Origin of the sequence: Roseovarius sp. SCSIO 43702 (assembly GCF_019599045.1) — a bacterium.
Lineage (GTDB): Bacteria > Pseudomonadota > Alphaproteobacteria > Rhodobacterales > Rhodobacteraceae > Roseovarius.
Map to the genome: position 1 here is coordinate 3105790 of NZ_CP080623.1, position 18152 is coordinate 3123941.

The 18152-nt window shown below is 67.3% G+C and carries 13 protein-coding genes; 2 read left to right on the forward strand and 11 right to left on the reverse strand.

Features of this window, described 5'->3' with window-relative positions; genetic code table 11:
* Positions 1-2: 2 nt before the first annotated feature.
* Positions 3-668, reverse strand: a complete 666-nt coding sequence (locus tag K1T73_RS15340) for a hypothetical protein (RefSeq protein ID WP_220601538.1) — start codon at positions 666-668, stop codon at positions 3-5.
* Positions 669-887: 219 nt separating this feature from the next.
* Between K1T73_RS15340 and K1T73_RS15345 the strand changes: the two genes are divergently transcribed.
* Positions 888-2213 carry an efflux RND transporter periplasmic adaptor subunit gene (locus K1T73_RS15345; protein WP_220601539.1) on the forward strand — a complete coding sequence of 442 codons (1326 nt, stop codon included), beginning with the start codon at positions 888-890 and terminating at the stop codon, positions 2211-2213.
* Positions 2210-5947 (forward strand): efflux RND transporter permease subunit, encoded by a 3738-nt coding sequence (locus K1T73_RS15350; RefSeq protein WP_220601540.1) that lies wholly within the window; start codon positions 2210-2212, stop codon positions 5945-5947. Before K1T73_RS15345 ends, K1T73_RS15350 begins: the two co-directional genes overlap by 4 nt.
* Before the next feature lie 284 nt (positions 5948-6231).
* Here K1T73_RS15350 and K1T73_RS15355 read toward each other — a convergent pair whose 3' ends face one another.
* From K1T73_RS15355 to K1T73_RS15400, 10 genes are all read right to left on the reverse strand, one after another.
* A complete protein-coding gene (locus K1T73_RS15355; protein WP_220601541.1) occupies positions 6232-6582 on the reverse strand; it encodes a hypothetical protein in 351 nt (116 codons plus the stop codon).
* Complete coding sequence (locus K1T73_RS15360) at positions 6579-8390, reverse strand: ABC transporter ATP-binding protein/permease (protein ID WP_220601542.1); 1812 nt, start codon at positions 8388-8390, stop codon at positions 6579-6581. The genes K1T73_RS15355 and K1T73_RS15360 overlap by 4 nt, the downstream gene beginning before the upstream one ends.
* 90 nt (positions 8391-8480) lie before the next feature.
* A complete protein-coding gene (locus tag K1T73_RS15365) occupies positions 8481-9740 on the reverse strand; it encodes a LysM peptidoglycan-binding domain-containing protein (protein WP_220601543.1) in 1260 nt (419 codons plus the stop codon).
* Positions 9741-9903: 163 nt separating this feature from the next.
* Entirely contained in the window at positions 9904-10503 is a 600-nt protein-coding gene (locus K1T73_RS15370; RefSeq protein ID WP_220601544.1) for a superoxide dismutase, read from the reverse strand.
* A gap of 142 nt (positions 10504-10645) precedes the next feature.
* On the reverse strand, positions 10646-11689 hold the full coding sequence (locus tag K1T73_RS15375) for a Hint domain-containing protein (protein ID WP_220601545.1): 1044 nt from the start codon (positions 11687-11689) through the stop codon (positions 10646-10648).
* Positions 11690-11812: 123 nt separating this feature from the next.
* Positions 11813-13126 (reverse strand): aspartate aminotransferase family protein, encoded by a 1314-nt coding sequence (locus tag K1T73_RS15380; RefSeq protein WP_220601546.1) that lies wholly within the window; start codon positions 13124-13126, stop codon positions 11813-11815.
* Complete coding sequence (locus K1T73_RS15385) at positions 13123-14205, reverse strand: phosphotransferase (RefSeq protein WP_259400297.1); 1083 nt, start codon at positions 14203-14205, stop codon at positions 13123-13125. Before K1T73_RS15385 ends, K1T73_RS15380 begins: the two co-directional genes overlap by 4 nt.
* Positions 14202-15488 carry an ArgE/DapE family deacylase gene (locus K1T73_RS15390; protein WP_220601547.1) on the reverse strand — a complete coding sequence of 429 codons (1287 nt, stop codon included), beginning with the start codon at positions 15486-15488 and terminating at the stop codon, positions 14202-14204. Before K1T73_RS15390 ends, K1T73_RS15385 begins: the two co-directional genes overlap by 4 nt.
* Before the next feature lie 11 nt (positions 15489-15499).
* The gene (locus tag K1T73_RS15395) at positions 15500-17062 is read right to left on the reverse strand and encodes an acetolactate synthase large subunit (protein WP_259400298.1); all 1563 of its coding nucleotides are present in this window, start codon (positions 17060-17062) and stop codon (positions 15500-15502) included.
* The gene (locus K1T73_RS15400) at positions 17059-18087 is read right to left on the reverse strand and encodes a histone deacetylase family protein (protein WP_220601548.1); all 1029 of its coding nucleotides are present in this window, start codon (positions 18085-18087) and stop codon (positions 17059-17061) included. The genes K1T73_RS15395 and K1T73_RS15400 overlap by 4 nt, the downstream gene beginning before the upstream one ends.
* Positions 18088-18152 lie beyond the last annotated feature (65 nt).

Below are 18152 nucleotides of genomic sequence, written 5' to 3' on the forward strand. Positions count from 1 at the left end.
CGTCACCCGGCATCCTGCGCGGGCGCGACATCGCCGCCCAACGCCACGATCACCTGAGACACGCGGCGGCGCAAGCCTTGCGATGCCTCCGCGTCGGCCGCGATCTGCTCCAGCCGCTCGAGCGCGGCATCGGTCTCCCCTGCCTCGATGTCGAGATAGGCCAGTTGTTCCTCGGCCAGAAGCCGGACGATCCCCCCGCCCAGTGCCAGCCCGTCCAGGCGCTCGCGCCGTTCCTCGGGGCTCAACCCCGCCTCCGAGATGGCCGTGGCCTTGAGCGTCGCGATCTGGCGATAGACGAGCGGCACGTCGCCGCGATCGGCCAGCGTCAGAAGCATCTCGGCCGTCTCGGCCGGGCTTTCGCCGATCGCCTCGCCAGCGGCCAGAAGCGTCACCACCGCATCCGCACCCGGTGTCGGCGCGTCGATCGCGGCCAGGGCATCGGCCCGCGCCGCGCGGTCATCGGCTTCGAGCGCGGCAAGGATGTCGTCCCCCAGCGCTTCGGCCGCCGCGCGCTCCGATGCCTTCTTCCATTCGTTGTAGGCCGCGCCACCGACGATCAGGAGGACCAACAGCACCGCGATCCAGCCATATCGGCGCATCTGCGCGAAAAGCTTGTCGCGCCGAACCTCTTCGGTCACCTCGTCGATGAAACTGTCGGTATTACTCACGGATAGCTCGCTTGCCTCGAATGGTCTTCCGTCCCGTCTTAGCGCGTCACTCAAGTGGTGCCAAGGCCCGCGAAGGGCGGCACCCCGCCGCCGCTTGAAACGGATCGGCGAAAAGTTTAATCTGAACTGGATAGTTCAGCGTATTGAGTGTATGTGTCGCGCGGCGCCATGATGCGGTGGTTCGCAGGCTTGGTAGCTCGAACACGCAAAGGTCTTGTAATGCGTCTCTTTCCCATCCTGGCCGCCATCGCGGTTTCGGCGCTCATCTACGTCTTCGTGCTCGAACGCGACCTGCTCACCGGGGGCGCGGCGGACGAGGACGATGCGACCGCCGCGGTCTCGGACGCGCCCGAGGTGAACGCCGACGCGCCGGAGGACGGCTCACCCTCCCTCCCCGGTGTCGTGGTTCAGCGATCCACCGCGCGCGAGATCGACAGCGCGGTCATCCTGCGCGGCCAGACCGAGGCCGACCGCCAGGTCGAGGTGCGCGCCGAAACCTCCGGACAGGTCATCTCCGAGCCGCTGCGCAAGGGGACGTTCGTCGAAGCCGGGCAAGAGCTTTGCCGTCTCGACCCCGGCACCCGCGCGGCAAGCCAGGCCGAGGCCCGCGCGCGGCTGGCCGAGGCGCTGTCCCGCCTTCCCGAGGCCCGCGCCAAGGTACCCGAAGCCAAGGCCCGCGTATCCGAAGCCATGGCCCGCGTGGAAGAGGCCAAGTCCCGCCTCAACGAGGCCCGCATCAACCAGAACGCCGCCCAGAAGCTCAGCGAGGACGGGTTCGCCTCCGAAACCCGCGTCGCCGCCACCGAGGCCGCGGTGCGCGGCGCCGAGGCGGCGCTGGTCAGCGCCGAGGCCGGGCTGGAGACCGCGCGCGCAGGGGTCGAAGGCGCGGCCGCGGGGATCGAGGCCGCCAAGTCCGGCGTCGAAAGCGCCCGCGCCGCCGTTGCCGCCGCCGACAGGGAAGTGGAACGTCTGACCATGACGGCGCCCTTCGCAGGCCTTCTCGAATCCGACACCGCCGAATTGGGCGCGCTTCTGCAACCCGGGGCGCTCTGCGCCACGGTGATACAGCTCGACCCGATCATCCTGGTCGGCTTCGTCCCGGAAACCGCCGTCGCGCGTGTCGAACTCGGCGCCCGCGCCGGGGCGCGGCTGGCCTCGGGTCAGCGGACCGAGGGCACCGTCACCTTCCTGTCGCGCGCCGCCGACAGCACGACCCGCACCTTCCGCGTCGAGATCGAGGTGCCGAATCCCGATCTCGCCATCCGCGACGGCCAGACCGCCGAGATCATCATCGAGGCCGAGGGGCAGATGGCCCATCTCCTCCCGCAATCCGTGCTGACCCTCGATGACGAGGGCGATCTCGGCGTGCGCGTCGTGACCGAGGCCGAGGAGGCCCGGTTCATCCCCGTCACGCTTCTGCGCGATACGCCTGAAGGCGTGTGGCTGGCCGGTCTGCCCGACACGGCGAACGTGATCGTCGTCGGACAGGAATACGTGACCGACGGCGTGCGCGTTCAGGCCGCCTTCGCGGAGGCGGCCGAATGACCGGCATCGTCGATTGGGCCGCGGCTCGCGCCCGCATGGTGCTGGCCTTCATCGTGCTTTCGGTGATCGCGGGCACGCTGGCCTATGTGAGCCTTCCCAAGGAGGGCGAGCCCGACATCGAGATCCCGGCGCTTTTCGTCTCGGTCCCCTTCCCCGGCATTTCCGCCGAGGACAGCGAGACCCTGCTCGTCAAGGTCATGGAAACCGAGCTGTCCGATCTCGACGGCCTCAAGGAAATGTCGGGCACCGCCGCCGAAGGCTATGCCGGCGTCGCGCTCGAATTCGAGTTCGGCTGGGACAAGACCCGTATCATGGCCGATGTCCGCGACGCGATGAGCACGGCGGAGTCGAAATTCCCCGATGGCTACGAGAAATACTCGATCAACGAGATCAATTTCTCGGAATTCCCGATCCTCGTCGTCAATCTCTCCGGCGCCGTGCCGGAACGCACCATGGCGCGCATCGCGAGGGATCTTCAGGACCGGCTCGAGGCGCTGGAGCCGGTTCTCGAGGCCGGAATCGCCGGCAATCGCGACGAGATGGTCGAGGTCGTGATCGACCCCCTGCGCCTCGAGGCCTACAACGTCACCGCAGGCGAGCTGATAAGCGTTGTGCAGAACAACAATCAGCTCATCGCGGCGGGCGAGATCGAAAGCGATACCGGCGCCTTCGCGGTCAAGATCCCCTCCTCCTTCGACGAGACCCGCGACATCTACGACCTGCCGGTCAAGACCAACGGCGACCGCGTGGTGACGTTGGGCGATCTCGCACGGATCAACCTGACTTTCGAAGATCGGACAGGCACCGCGCGCTTCAACGGCTCCGACACGGTCGCGCTCCAGGTCGTGAAGCGCAAGGGTTTCAACATCATCGACACCGCTGCGCTGGTGCGCGAAACGGTCGAAGAGGCGCGCGCGGCCTGGCCCGAGCAGATGCGGGCGACCGTCTCGGTCGGCACCTCGGGGGATCAGTCGCGCACCGTGGAATCCATGGTGAAACAGCTCGAAGGATCGGTCCTCACCGCCATCGCGCTCGTGATGATCGTCATGCTGGCCGCGCTCGGCATCCGCCCTTCCCTGCTCGTGGGCTTCGCGATCCCGACCTCCTTCCTGCTCTGCTTCGCGCTTCTGGCGGTGATGGGGGTCACGGTTTCGAACATGGTGATGTTCGGCCTCATCCTCGCGGTGGGGATGCTGGTGGACGGGGCCATCGTCGTTGTCGAATACGCCGACAAACGCATTTCCGAAGGCTCGGGCCCCATGCACGCCTATGTCGAGGCCGCCAAGCGCATGTTCTGGCCGGTGGTCAGTTCCACAGCGACCACGCTCTGCGCCTTCCTGCCGATGCTCTTCTGGCCCGGCGTGCCGGGCGAGTTCATGGGGATGCTGCCCGTCACGCTCATCTTCGTGCTGTCGGCCTCGCTTCTCGTGGCGCTCGTCTATCTTCCGGTGGTCGGCGGCGTGACCGGTCGGCTCGAACGCTGGTTGAGCGAGCGCACCGAGGTGATCGCGTCGGGCTACTGGCTCTGGCACCTGCTCCTCTTCCCGCTCGCGGCCGTGGCGGTGGCGGTTTCGGCCCGCGCGGTTCCGGCGCTCATGGCGCTTGTCGCATCGCTCTTCACTTCGATGGAGATGAGCGCCATCCTGGTCTCGGTCATTCCCACGCTGCTCGGTGCGTTCGTCACGCTCCTCGCTGTCCTCGTCTTCGCCGCGATGGGTCTCGGCGGGGCCCTTGCGCTGCTGCTGGGGCTCGGCGCCGTCTTCACCCGCCTTCGCCGGGCACTGGCACGGCTTCGCCAGTGGCTTTTCCCGCCGCGCCCCGACCGCGTGACCACCGGACCGCAACGCACTCCCTTCGGGCGCTTCATCCACCTCATCGCCGGCAATCCCGTGGGGCCGCTCGTGGCCTTCGCGGCCGTCTTCGTGATCGTCGGCACGACGCTCATCTTCTACATGGGCAACAATCGCGGGGTCGAGTTCTTCGTGGAATCCGAACCCGAGAACGCCATCGTCTATGTCCGCGCGCGGGGCAATCTCTCGCTCGAGCAGAAGGACGACCTCGTCGCGCAGGTCGAGGACATCGTCATCCAGCACCCCAACGTGAAAAGCGCCTTCGCCTTCGCGGGCGACGGCGGGCTCGACAACAACACTGGCGGCGCGCAGCCGCCACGCGACACCATCGGGCAGGTCCAGCTCGAGCTTCTGCCCTGGGAGGATCGGCCGACCACGCGCGAGACGTGGTTCACCATTCCGCTCCTCGACATCGACGTCACGCGCGAGATCTCGGCGCCGGAAACCGATGGCGACCGAACCATCGCCGAACTGACGGCCGAGCTGTCGCGCCTTCCCGGCATCCGCATCGAGATCCTCGCGCTCGAGCGCGGTCCGGCCTCGGCCAAGCCCGTCCACCTGCGTCTCAAGGGCGACGACTGGAACGCGCTCGTCGCCGCGACCGAAATGGCGCGCGCCAGGTTCGACGAGACCCGCGGTCTCACCCTCGTCGAGGATACGCTGCCCCTCCCGGCCATCGACTGGCAGATCGACGTCGATGTCGAGAAGGCCGGCCGCTTCGGCGCCGACGTGGCGACCGTGGGCGCGATGGTGCAGCTCGTCACGCGCGGCATCCTGCTCGACACGATGCGGGTCGACACCAGCGACGAGGAAATCGACATCCGCGTCCGCCTCCCCGAGAAGGATCGCGTGCTCTCGACGCTCGACACGCTCAAGGTGCGCACCGCCGACGGGCTCATTCCCCTGTCGAATTTCATCACCCGCAAGCCCGTCGCCGGCCTCGCCCAGATCGACCGCGTCGATCAGACCCGCTATTTCGACGTCAAGGCCGGCGTGACCGACGGGCTGACCCGAACCGCGATCGACGCCAAGGGCAACGAGGCCACCGTGCCAATCAACCCCAACGAACGGATCGAACACCTGACCGAGTGGCTCGAGTCGGGCGTGCTTCCGCCCGGCATCTCCTACGAGTGGACCGGCGATCAGGAGGATCAGGCTGAATCCGGCGCCTTCCTCCAAAAGGCGTTCATGGGCGCGCTCGGCCTCATGTTCATCATCCTGCTTGCGCAGTTCAACTCGATCTTCAACTCCGTGCTGGTGCTTCTGGCGGTCGTGCTTTCGACCACGGGCGTTCTGATCGGCATGATGGTCATGAACCAGCCCTTCTCCATCATCATGACCGGCACGGGGATCGTGGCCCTGGCCGGGATCGTGGTGAACAACAACATCGTGCTGATCGACACCTACCAGGATTACGCGCGCTACATGCCCCGGACCGAGGCCATCACCCGCACGGCGCAGGACCGTATCCGCCCCGTCCTCCTGACCACCGTGACCACGATGGCGGGTCTCGCGCCCATGATGTTCGGCCTCAGCCTCGACTTCATCGGCGGCGGCTACACGTTCAATTCGCCCACCTCGCTCTGGTGGAAGCAACTTGCCACGGCGGTCGTGTTCGGGCTCGGGATCGCGACCATGCTCACGCTCATCTTCACGCCCTCCATGCTGGCGCTGAGGGCCTGGACGACGACCTACCTGATGTGGTTCTCGCACCTCTTGGCCGCGCTCTCGATGGGCCGCAGCAGCCGCGCCGCGCGGGATCTCGCCTTGTCGCGCACCGCCCGTCGCGCCACGCTGACCGAGGTTATCTGGGACATCGAGGCACCCGGCCGGGACACGGCCCGCACCGAGCCTGCCGGAAAACCGCTCCGCGCCGCGGAATAAGTCGGAACCACGCGCGCGATTCGGTCGCAAATGTGGCAGCTTTGTGGCCCGCCTGCGCGCGATTGCCTCCGGCTTTCGAAACAATGCGTTCTGCCGGGCGTGTCTTGTTTCCTGATTCCTGCCAAATCTGGCCTAAATTCGACAAATGCTTGGCGAACGCCGCGCGCTGGCGTATTCAGGTATCAACCAACAAGACGTTGAAGTTACCGGACCCTCCAGACCGGATCCAACGGCCCGCGCCTCTCTCGCGGGTCGTTTTCGTTTGCGCCGTGCGATCTTCCCGCTCACCGGTTCCCGGCCTCACCCCGCGCGCGCGCCTCCGGATCGAGCGCCTCCCAACACGCGGCATAGCTGCTGTTCTTCGGGTGTTTCCCGCCCTCGTCGGGCGCGCCGTCCTTCCACCAGACCGGACCGCGCTCGCCCAGCCTCCGTTTCGCCTCGTCCACGCGGGCGCGCGCCTCGCGCTCCTCGGTCGCAGTCGTCGCCTGCCCCACCGCGCGCCGCGCCTGCATCAAGGCCTTCACCGCGGCCCGGCGCTCGCTGTCGTCAAGGCGCGGATCGGTCCTGCGCCACAGCCGTCCCCGCGCCACGAAATAGCGTCCGTCGGGCGTTTCGGGGTAATCCTTGCGGCTCACGCCGCGCGCTCCGCCGCCTGCGTCCGCCAGAGCGCGGCGTATGGCCCACCGCGCGCGAGAAGCTGGGCATGCGTGCCGTCCTCGACGATGCGCCCCTCCTCCAGCACGATGATCCGGTCCGCATCGGCGATGGTCGACAGGCGATGCGCGATGGTGATTGCCGTGCGTCCCTCGGTCGCGCGTCTCAGCGCGTCCTGGATGTCACGCTCCGTTTCGCTGTCAAGCGCGCTCGTCGCCTCGTCCAGAAGCAGGATCGGCGGATCCTTGAGCAGGGTCCGCGCGATCCCAACCCGCTGCTTCTCCCCGCCCGAGAGCTTCAGACCGCGTTCGCCGACCTGCGTGTCATAGCCTTCGGGAAGGCCGAGGATGAAATCGTGGATCTGCGCATCCTTCGCCGCCGCCACGATCTCCTCGTCGCTGGCGCCCACGCGGCCGTACCCGATGTTGTAACCTATCGTGTCGTTGAAAAGGACCGTGTCCTGTGGCACCACGCCCACGGCCTCGTGCACGCTCTCCTGCGTCACCTCGCGCAGATCCTGCCCGTCGATCCGGATCGCGCCCGATTGCACGTCATAGAACCGGAACAGAAGCCGCCCGATGGTCGACTTGCCCGATCCCGACGGCCCCACGATCGCCACGGTCTGACCGGCACCGACCTCGAAGCTCACGCCCTTGAGGATCTCGCGCTCCGGATCATACCCGAAGTGCACGTCCTCGAACCGCACGACCCCGTCGCGCACCTCGAGCGGCCGGGCATCCCGGCGGTCGGTCACGTCAGGCGGCTGATCCAGCAGGCCGAACATCTCGCCCATGTCGACGAGGCTCTGGCGTATCTCGCGATAGACGGTGCCGAGGAAATTGAGCGGCATGGTGATCTGGACCATGTAGGCGTTGACCATGACGAAATCACCCACCGTCAGATCGCCCGCCTGCACGCCCAGCGCCGCCATCACCATGACCGCCACCAGGCCCGACGTGATGAGGACGGATTGCCCGAAATTCAGGAAGGAGAGGGAATAGGCCGTCTGGAGCGCCGCTCGCTGATAGCCCGCCATCGCGCGATCGTACCGTTCGGCCTCCCAGCCCTCGGCACCGAAATACTTCACCGTCTCATAGTTGAGCAGGCTGTCGATCGCCTTCTGGTTGGCGTCGGTGTCCTGGTCGTTCATTTCGCGCCGCAACCGCACGCGCCATTCCGTCACCTTGAACGTGAACGCCACGTAGGCCGCGATGACCACCGCCACGACGACCAGGTACCAGACGTCGAAGGCCAGCCAAAGCACCACGCTGATCATCAGCAGTTCCAGGATGAGCGGCCCGACCGAGAAAAGCAGGAAGCGGAGCAGGAACTCGACCCCCTTCACGCCCCGTTCGATGATCCGGCTGAGACCGCCCGTCTTGCGCGTGATGTGATAGCGCATCGACATGGCGTGGATATGGGTAAAGGTCCGAAGCGCAAGCTTGCGAAGCGCCCGTTGCGCGACCTTGGCGAATACCGCGTCGCGCAACTGCTGGAAACCCACGTTCATCAGCCGCGCCACCCCGTAGGCCACGGTCAGGCCCACGGCCCCCGCTCCCAGCATCCACGCGGCGCTCTGCCCCTCGCCCGAAAGGCTGTCGACGGCGGCCTTGTAGAAGAACGGCGTCGCCACCGCGATGAGCTTGGCGACGACCAGCGTGATCAGCGCGAAGATCACGCGCGCCTTGATCCCCGGCTCCCCCTCCGGCCAGAGATAGGGGGCGACACGCCGGATCACGCGCCATCCTCCGGCGGGCAATTCGGGCTCGGGCGCTTCGGTCTGGCTCATCGGTGTCGCTTCCTCGGGGCGTCAAACCCCCGAGATAGTCCGCTCCGCCCCGCTTGGCCAGAGCGCCGGGCGTTCCCCGTCAGGATCACCTCATTCGGGCAGGCTGAACACCTGGCCGGGATAGATCAGGTCGGGGTCGCGGATGCGGTCGCGATTGGCCTCGAAGACGCGCACGTAAAGAATGCCCTCGCCATAGCGGTCCCGCGAAATCGCCCAGAGCGTCGATCCCGGTTGCACGGTCACGACGTCGACGCGGGTTCCGCCCGGCTCAACTCCGGCGGCCTCGGCGCGGGCTTCGGCCTCGGCGATCACCGCCTCGTCCTCGCGTTTGAACGGCGTCTCCACGCGGGAGGTCACGCGCCCTTCGTCCGTCACCTCGTCGATCCGCAGGGTATAGACGCCCGTATCGACCTCGGGCAGGTCCGAGCGCCAGCGTCCATCCGCCGCGATGCGCGACGTGGTGATCGGCGTGTTGTCGAGATAGACGCGCACGAAGGCGCCGCCTTGCCCCCGTCCGGCCAACTGAACCTCGCCTTGCGCGTCATAGGTGATCGCGTCGAGTGCCACCTGGCTCAGGACCTGCGGCGCGCCCGCCGGCTGAAGAACCTCCACACCGTCCTCGTCGGCCATCAGAACCGTCTGCCCGGCGCGCTTCGTGGCGTCGGTCACGAGCTCGGCCTCCCCCTCCGCCTCGTCTTCCACCGTCCCGGTTCCGACCTCGGCCGCTTGCACCTCGGCGGCTTCGCTCTCTTCGCCCGCGATGTCATGCGCGCCCGGCTCGGCCCGATCGCGCGGCGGCGCCTCTTCCTCCGATGCCACCGGCTCGATCTCGGGCGGGGTCGGCGCGACGATCACCTCCTCGCGCGACAGGATCTCGCTCTCCTCGCCCTCGCGGCTCATGCGCAGCGCAAGAATTCGCGGCGTGTCCGACGGGGCAAGCGTCACGAACTCGGCAAACTCGCCCCCCGCGCCAAGCGTCGCATCGGCAAGCTCGGCGCCATCGAGCATGATCGTGGTGCGCCACCCCTCCGTGGCACGCCCGGCCACAAGCGCGCTGCCGTCGGGCTCCAGGCGGAAAAGGCTGATCTCAGGTGGCGCGGGCATGTCGGGTGTCGCCACGGCGTCGGTCCCCGACGTTTGCGCGGCCTCGCCACTCTCGCCGCTCTCGTCTGTCTGGATCGCGGTCTCGGACGGAACCGACGGCACCGCCGCCTCCTGATCGCCGCCGTCGGGCCGCAGATCCGGCACCACACCGCTCAGTACGAGACCGGCCGCGATGACCACCGCGACGGCCACGCCCCCCAGCGCCGCCATTGCCCGTCCACCGGCCGTCCCTGCGATCTTGCTCATCTCTTTCCCGCTCCCGATTGGGCGAGACTACCAATCGCGGAAACGCCGGTCAAAAGCCGGCGAGGAAGAGGAGCGGCGATCATCGACGTATGATGTAAAAAAGCCCGGCCAAAATGCTCGGCCGGGCCCCTCTCACCCTCTCGGAATGTCGCAGGACATGCGCCTACATGCGGCTGGCGACATTCTCCCAGTTGACCAGATTGTCGAGGAAGTTCTCGAGATAGGCCGGGCGCTTGTTGCGGAAGTCGATGTAGTAGGAATGCTCCCACACGTCGCAGCCCAGAAGCGCGGTCTGCCCGAAACATACCGGGTTCACGCCGTTCTCGGTGTTCGTCACCTTGAGGCTGCCATCACTGTCCTTCACCAACCACGCCCAGCCGCTGCCGAACTGGCCGCCGCCGGCGGACTTGAACTCGTCCTTGAACTTGTCGACCGAACCGAAGGCCTCCGTGATCGCCTTTTCAAGCTCGCCCGGCATCTTGCTGTCCTTGGGCGTCATCATCTCCCAGAACTGGTTGTGGTTCCAAAGCTGGCTGATGTTGTTGAAGATGCCGCTCTGGGCGACCGCGTTCTTGTCATAGGTGCCCTTGATGATCTCCTCGAGCGACTTGCCCTCCCACTCGGTGCCCTTGATGGCCTTGTTGCCATTGTCGACATAGGCCTTGTGGTGGATGTCGTGGTGATACTCCAGCGTCTCGGCCGACATGCCTTTGCCGGCCAGCGCGTCGTGAGCGTAGGGAAGATCGGGAAGTTCGAATGCCATGGGAGCCCCCTTTGATTGGTATGTCAAATCTCTATTGCATCACATGGTAGCTCGCGTCCTCCGACGTCAAGGGTCGAGATGCAATTCGCTCTGATAACCGGTGCGCCCTGCCGAATGTTCCGCGCCCTGACCGAAAATCCGCTCAGGCGGCGAGAACCCGCACCCGCCGATCCTCGATGCAGGGCCGCGCCGCCGAAATGAGCCGCCCGGGTATCGCGAGTTGCGGGAAAAGGCGCATGACTTCCCGCTCCGTCGGGTTCGAGCGCGGCGCGTCCGGGTCGGGCAGGTAGCTCTCGGTCGGCAGTCCGTTCGAAAGGACGATCTCGTGGCGATCGAACAGGAGATGATAATAGGTCACGTCCCCCGTCACGGCCTCGAGCAGGATGGTCCGGTCGTTCACCAGCTTCCGCGCCGCGACGAGGATCTCGGCATGTCCGAACATCACCTCGGCCCGCCAGTCGCCGATCAGGACGCGATGCTGCTGCGACAGGTGCAGATCTTGTGCCGGCCGTCCCTCGCCCAGCGCGTCCTGTCGGATCACCACCGGCCGGAAGGCCGGCTCCCGCGCGATGAGTGCCGCGGGAATGCGCGCGCAGCCGACCCAGCGCAGCGGCTGCGCCCCGTGATCGGCCGTCACCACCATGTCGCCCGCGGCCAGGGCCTCGACCGCCACGGGCCCCCGCGGCGTCTCGATCAGGGTGCCTGCCACGAAACAGGGTGGCGTCGCGAGGTCCGCATAGGGCTCGCTCGGTCCCTCGCGCGCGCTCACGACGGTAAGAGGCACTCCCGTCGGCGGGAAGCCTCCGACCCCGCCGGTAAAACTCAGCCCCTCGACCGTCGCGTAGGACGCGCCGCCGCCGGGCTCGCGGATGTTGAAGCCTTGATCCGTGTAGGTATTGCCGTCCGGGTCGCGCAGGGTCAGCTCGTATTCCGCCTCCACGATCCGGCCCGACGCGTAGGATACCCCGTCGAAGCTCTGCGCGCCGTTCAACGTCTGCCCGGTATCGTTGTCGTCGAAATCACTGTCATTGTCATCGATGCTGACCGCTTCCCACAGGTTCGAGTTCAGCGTGATCGTCTCGCCGACAAGGTGCGAGCCATCGCCTTGCGTGATCCCCGAAAGCTGCTCGCCGCCCGAAACGGAGATCTGCGACGCGCCAAGCGCATAGACTGTGAAAACGGGCATGACGGTCCTTCGGATCGAAAGAATATGCCACCGCCATTATCGCCGGATTCAGGTCACGTCATGGCACAAAAGCGGCGGCGCGCCGGCCGAACATGGCGCTTCGATGACCGGGCGCGGCCGTCCTCAGCGCCGCCAGGCCCCAAGCGCCGCATCCAGCGCCCCGGCCAGAAGCTCCGCCTCGTCCTCGCCCATCACGAGCGGCGGCCTGATCTTGAGACAATGCCCCTTCGGCCCCGTCGCACTGATGAGGACGCCGTTGCGGCGCATGTGGTTGACGACGAACGCGGCCATCTCCGCATCGGGCGCTCCGCCCGCCACGCAGTCGAGCGCCAGGTAAAGGCCCGCCCCTCGTACTGCGACCGTGTCGTCCCGGCCCTCGCAGATCCGGCCGATCGCCTCCTTCAGCATCCCGCCGATACGCCGCGAATTGTCCATAAGGCCCTCGCCCTCGATCACATCCATGACGGCCATGCCCGCCGCCACCGCCACCGGGTTGCCGCCGAAGGTGTTGAAATACCGCGCCTTCGCACCGAACTCGGCCACCACCTCGGGCCGCAACGCGACGCCCGCCACGGGAAACCCGTTGCCCATGGGCTTGCCCATGGTGATCATGTCCGGCGCGACCCCGTGCCGTGCGACACCCCACCACGCCTCTCCGCTCCGCGCGAACCCCGCCTGCACCTCGTCGGCGATGAAAAGCCCGCCCTCGGCGCGGATCACTTCGACCGCCTGGCTCAGGAATCCCGCCGGGTCGGGGTAGAGCCCGTCGCTCGAGAAGAGCGTATCGCAGAGGAACGCCGCCGGCTCGATCCCGTCCGCGCGCATCCCCGAGATCGCCTGGGCCAGGTCGCGGGCCATCTTCGCGCCCTGCTCCTCGGGCGGGACATTGACCGGATCGGGCGCGTCGATGACCCTGACCCGCGCACCGCGCGGCACATGGGGCCCCAGCGACGGCGACAGTTCCGCCACCGCCTCCGTCACGCCATGATAGGCGTTGCGCGTCACGATGACGCCGTCCCGCCCCGTATGGCTCCGCGCGATCCTGAGCGCGAGGTCGTTGGCCTCCGATCCGGTGCAGGTGAACATCACGTGTCCCAGACCGTCGGGCATGGTCGCCAGAAGCCGCTCGGCATACGCGACCACGTCACCGTGCAGATAGCGCGTATGCGTGTTGAGTATCCCCGCCTGCCGCGCGATGGCCTCGATCACCTTCGGATGGCAATGCCCCAGCGACGCGACGTTGTTGTATCCGTCAAGAAACCTGCGCCCCGCGCTGTCCCAAAGCCACACGCCCTCGCCCCGCACGATATGCAGCGGCTCCTCGTAGAAGAGACGATAGGCCGGTCCCATCGCCCGCGCCCGGCGCTCGATGAGCGCGGCATCCTCGGGGTCGAGCGTCACGCCCTTCCCCGCGTCAAAGGCGTTCACCATCGTCATCCCGTGTTCTCCCTTGCTTCTGCCGCGCGCGCGAATGCGTCGATCGCGGCCTGCGTGCCCACCCGGTCGAGCGCGCCGAGCCCACGTCGGGCCGCACCCGTATTGCGCAGGATATAGGCGGCGTTGCCCGGATACCTCCGCGCCCGCCACCCCGCGATCACGAGAGTCGTGGCATGGCGCAAGCGGATCAGATCGGGCAGCTGCTCGATCTCCCGCCGCTCGAGCGGCATCTGCGCGGCGAACCCCTCGATCATCCCACAGACCCGCCTCAGCGGCTCCGGCCCCTCGCCAAGCTGGTATGAAAGCGCCACCGCCAGATCGCAGGCAAGACAGGTTCGAACCATGTCGCCAAAGTCGATCAGGCCCACGGGCCGCGTCCCCGTCCCGTCCAGCAGAATATTGTGCGGGTTGAAATCGTTATGCACGACCTGCGCCCGGAGCCCGCCCAGGGCCGGCGCGATCTCATGGTCGAAACGGTCCAGAAGCGTCATGAGCCGCCCGCGTAGGCCATCCTCCGCCACCGCCTCCAGCATCGGTCGCAATGTGCCGGCCTGCCGCAGGTCCCATTGCAACCGATGATCCGCCGCCGGGTGGCTGAACCCCGCAAGCGCTCGGTTCAACCGCGCCAGGAACCCGCCCAGCCGCTTGAACACAGCCTCTCGCGGTGCCGCGTCGGCCATGATCCGCCCCTCGAGAAAACTCATGAGCCGCACCACATGAAGCTGCCCGCCCGCGCCCTCGATTTCCTCGATCGCACGGCCGCCCCGGCTCGGCACGATGCGCGGCACGGGCAGGCCGGGATCGACCCGCTCGAGATGCAGAAGCGCATTCGTCTGCATCTCCGTCACTCCGCGCGCCTCCGCCGCGTTCGTGATCTTCAGCAGAAGCGGCGGCCGCTCCGCCCGCTCGACACGGAAATTGGCATCCTTCTCGGCACCCAGCGGATGCAGCGTCCCATCGACCCCGTAAAGGGCGCGCAGCAACGCCGCCGCGCGCTCCGGTGCGACCATCGGCGCATCATGGCTCAGAAGATCCGGCCCCGGCGCGACATCGCGCCCGCCCTCCTTCGAAAGGCTCACCTCGCGTCTTCCACGCCGCACCACTCGGCGATGAAAAGCGCCATCGCCTGCGTGATCCGCTTGACCGACGGCAGGTTCACGCGCTCGTCGATGCCATGGATATTCTGCGAGATCGGACCGTAGCAGAGCGCGGGGATCTTGTTGTAGAGCGCATAGACCCGCGTATCGAGATACCCCGCCGTCACGAAACTCTCGAGCGGCGCGCCTATCGCCGCCTCGTGCGCCCGGCCCAGAACCGCCTCGGCCTCCGATCCGGGCTCCAGCACGTAGCCCTCCGCGAAGAACCCGTTGAACACGACCTCTGGCGGATTGTTCGACAGAAACGCATCCGTCTTGGCGAAATCGGCCACGCAGCTTTCGATCTCGCGCGCGGCATCCTCGGCGCTCCGGCCGGGGTAGATCGACACGCGCACGTCGATGGTGCACCAAGACGGCACGGACGACGCCCAGTCGCCACCGGCGATCTTGCCGATATTGAGGTTGATGGGATGCGGCTCCTCCTCGAAATGCGGATGCTCACCCTTCTCGTCGTTCCACCGGGCCTCCATCTCGCGCAGCGCACCCGCCACGCGATAGGCCGCGTCGATGGCATTGGCGCCTTCACCCATCTCACGCACATGCACGGGCACGCCGCGCAGTTTCACCTGGAACCACAGCACGCCGGTATTGGCGCGCACCAGTTTCTCGTCCTCCGGCTCGGGGATGAGAACCGCGTCGGCGGTATAGCCTTCGAGGAAGGTCTGAAGCGCGCCGTTGCCGGTCGATTCCTCCTCGACCACCGATTGCACGTAAACCGTCGCCGCCGGCCGCAACCCGATCCGCGCCAGCGCGTCGAACGCGAAGATATTCGCCGCCGCGCCCGCCTTCATGTCGCCCGCGCCGCGCCCGTACATCCAATCGCCCTTGATTGCCCCGGAAAACGGCGGATCGCTCCACATCTCCGGCAGGCCTTCGGGCACCACGTCCACATGCGATTGCAGGATGAGCGACCGGCCCTTTTCCTCGGCAGGGCGATGGATGCCCACCACGATGGGCGCCTCCGAGTGCTGGTCCGAGAATTTCGAACCCCCCGGATGCCGCTCGATCGCGTCCCGGTCCATGGCGAAGCGATCCATCGCCAGGCCGCGATCCTTCATCGCGGTGAAAAGGTAATCCTGCACCGCGTGCTCGCGCCCACGGAGCGACGGCATCCGCACGAGGTCCCGGGTAAAGGCAACCTGCTCGTCAAACCCGTCCTCGACGGCTTTCAGAATGCGGTCGCGCAGCTCCTTGTCGAGTGTCATGCCAGCCCCCTTCAGATCATGGCTTCGATGAGGAAGGGGCCCGGCTCCTTCACCGCCGATTCCAGCGCACGGACGAAATCCTCGACCGTTTCGACCCGCTGCCCCGGCACGCCCATCCCTTTCGCCAGCGACACGAAGTCAAGCTCTGGCCGGTCAAGGTTCAACATGCTGAGCGCGTCCTCCCCCGGCTGCGCGCCCACGTTACGCAATTCGCCCTTGAGGATTTCGTAGGCCCGGTTGGCAAGGATGATCGTGGTGACGTTCGACTGCTCGCGCGCCTGTGTCCAGAGACCCTGGATCGAATACATCGCCGATCCGTCCGCCTGAAGCGTCACGACGGGCCGGTCCGGCGCGGCGATAGCGGCCCCGGTGGCCAGCGGCACGCCGATGCCGATCGACCCTCCGGTCAGCGACAGCCACGAATTCGGCCGCGCGAGGTCGCCCGCGCCGTTCAGCTCCGCCCCGGACGAGACGGCCTCGTCCACCACGATGGCATTCTCCGGCAGCACATGCGCAAGCGCCGCGGCCATTGCCGGGAGCGTCAGCGTCCCCCCACCGGGCCGCCCGGGCATCTCGCGCGGCTGTGGCTCGGACGGCTGTGCGCCGACCCGGTCCGCCAGTGCCGCGATCGCCTCGGGCCCGTCCCCGTCGAGCCCCGCCAGCGTCACGGTCTCGCACGCCTCGGGCAAAAGCAGGCTCGGCCGCCCCGGATAGGCAAAGAACGCCACGGGCGGCATCGCCTCGATCAGGATCGCGCGGCGATAGGGTTTCAGCGTCTCGAGCGCCTTGTCGATCGGATACGGGATCTTCGCGATCTTCTCCCGGCCCTGTCCCCGCTCCGTCCGGCGGTTCGAGGTCGGCGCCAGCATCGTCGCCCCCGTCTTCTCGGCGATCCCGCGCAGACGCTTCAACGCGGCCTCGTCCTCGAGCACCGAGTTTCCCGCGATGATGACCGTGGGCTCGCCACTTTCAAGCGCGCGCACGGCGGCGGTCAGCGCGTCGTCGTCGAGCGGCTTCGGTCCCTCCGGCTCGACCACCGCGGCCATCTGCCCGCCCGCGTCCCAGCCGATATCCGCGGGCGCGATCAGCGTGGCGACCTGCGCGGGCCGGCCCTTCGCCGCCGCCAGCCCCTCCATCGCGTCACGCGCGAAACTGCCCGCGTCCGAGCCGGTGCGCACCCAGTTCGAGAAGGGCGCGACCGTCGCCTCCACGTCCGCGGTGAGCGGCGCGTCATACTTGCGATGGCGCAGCGCGTGATCGCCCACGAGGTTAAGGACGGGCGACCGCGCCTTCTTGGCGTTGTGCAGGTTGGCCGCCGAATTGGCGAAGCCCGGCGCAAGGTGCAGAAGCGTGACGGCGGGCTTGCCCGCCATCCGCGCATAACCGTCCGCCGCGCCCGTCACCACCCCTTCGAAAAGGCCCAGCACACAGCGCATGAGCCGCGTGCGGTCCAGCGCGTCGACGAATTGCATCTCCGACGTGCCGGGATTGGCGAAACAGACCTCGACGCCGCCGTCATGCAGGCTGCGCAGCACACTCTCGGCGCCGTTCATTTCGGTGGGATGGTCCTTCATGTGGTGGCCTCGCGGAAAGATGTCAGGAAAGCCCGCGCATTGTCGGCAAGAGACGGGCCGAGATAGCCCCCCTCCTGCACCAGCACGGTGGGAAGATCGAGCGCGGCAAGCCGCCGCGCCATCTCGGCAAAGCCCTTCGGATGAACCGCGACGGCGGCCAGCGGATCATCCGCCGCCATGTCGAACCCCAGCGACACGACCAGCGCCTCGGCGCCGAAATCCCGGATCGCGGCCAGACCCCGATCGAGAACCTCAAGCACCTCCGCCTCGCTCGCGCCCTGCTCGAGAATGAGGTTGAGCGTCGCGCCCTCCCCTTCGCCCGCGCCGGTCTCGTCGGCATGGCCCAGGAAGAAGGTGGGATAGGTCGCCGGATCGGGATGCAGCGAGCAGAAGAAGATGTCGCCGCGCTCGTAGAGGATATCCATGCTTCCGTTGCCGGTATGAACATCCACGTCAATGAGCGCCACGCGCCCGAATGTCGACCGCATGTGATGCGCGGCGATGCAGGCGTTGTTGAAAAAGCAGAACCCGTTCGAACAGTCGCGCATCGCGTGATGTCCCGGCGGACGACAAAGCGCATAGGCCACGCGCGCCCCGCCCATCACGTCCTCGGCCGCCGCGACGGCGCTCTGCGCCGACCAGTAGGCCGCGTCCCAGCTCCCCTCGGTCAACGGCGTCGAGGTATCCGTCATCCACCAGCCGAGCTGGCCGTGAATGTCCCGCGGCTCCTTGCCCCGCCGCACGCCGGGATGCATCGTCGGAATGGCAAGCGCGTCCTTGCCCGCGCTCTCCACGAAGCGCGCGTGGGCATCGGGCAGGAAATCGACATAGTCGGGATTGTGGACCGCCTTGATCGGCGCGACCCCCGCATCGTCGGGGGGCACGATCTCGAACCCTTCGCTTTTCAGCATGTCACGCAGGATGATGGCGCGCTGCGGCTGCTCCTGGTGCGGCATCGGTGCGCCGCGGCGGAAATAGATCTCGGGCGCGTGACCCAATTGGCGTTCATCGAAAAAGGCTTTCATCGCACCCCCTGGCTCTGCGTCGGGCGGGGCGCCTCGACCGCGTGGCGCGACATTCGCAGTTTCGC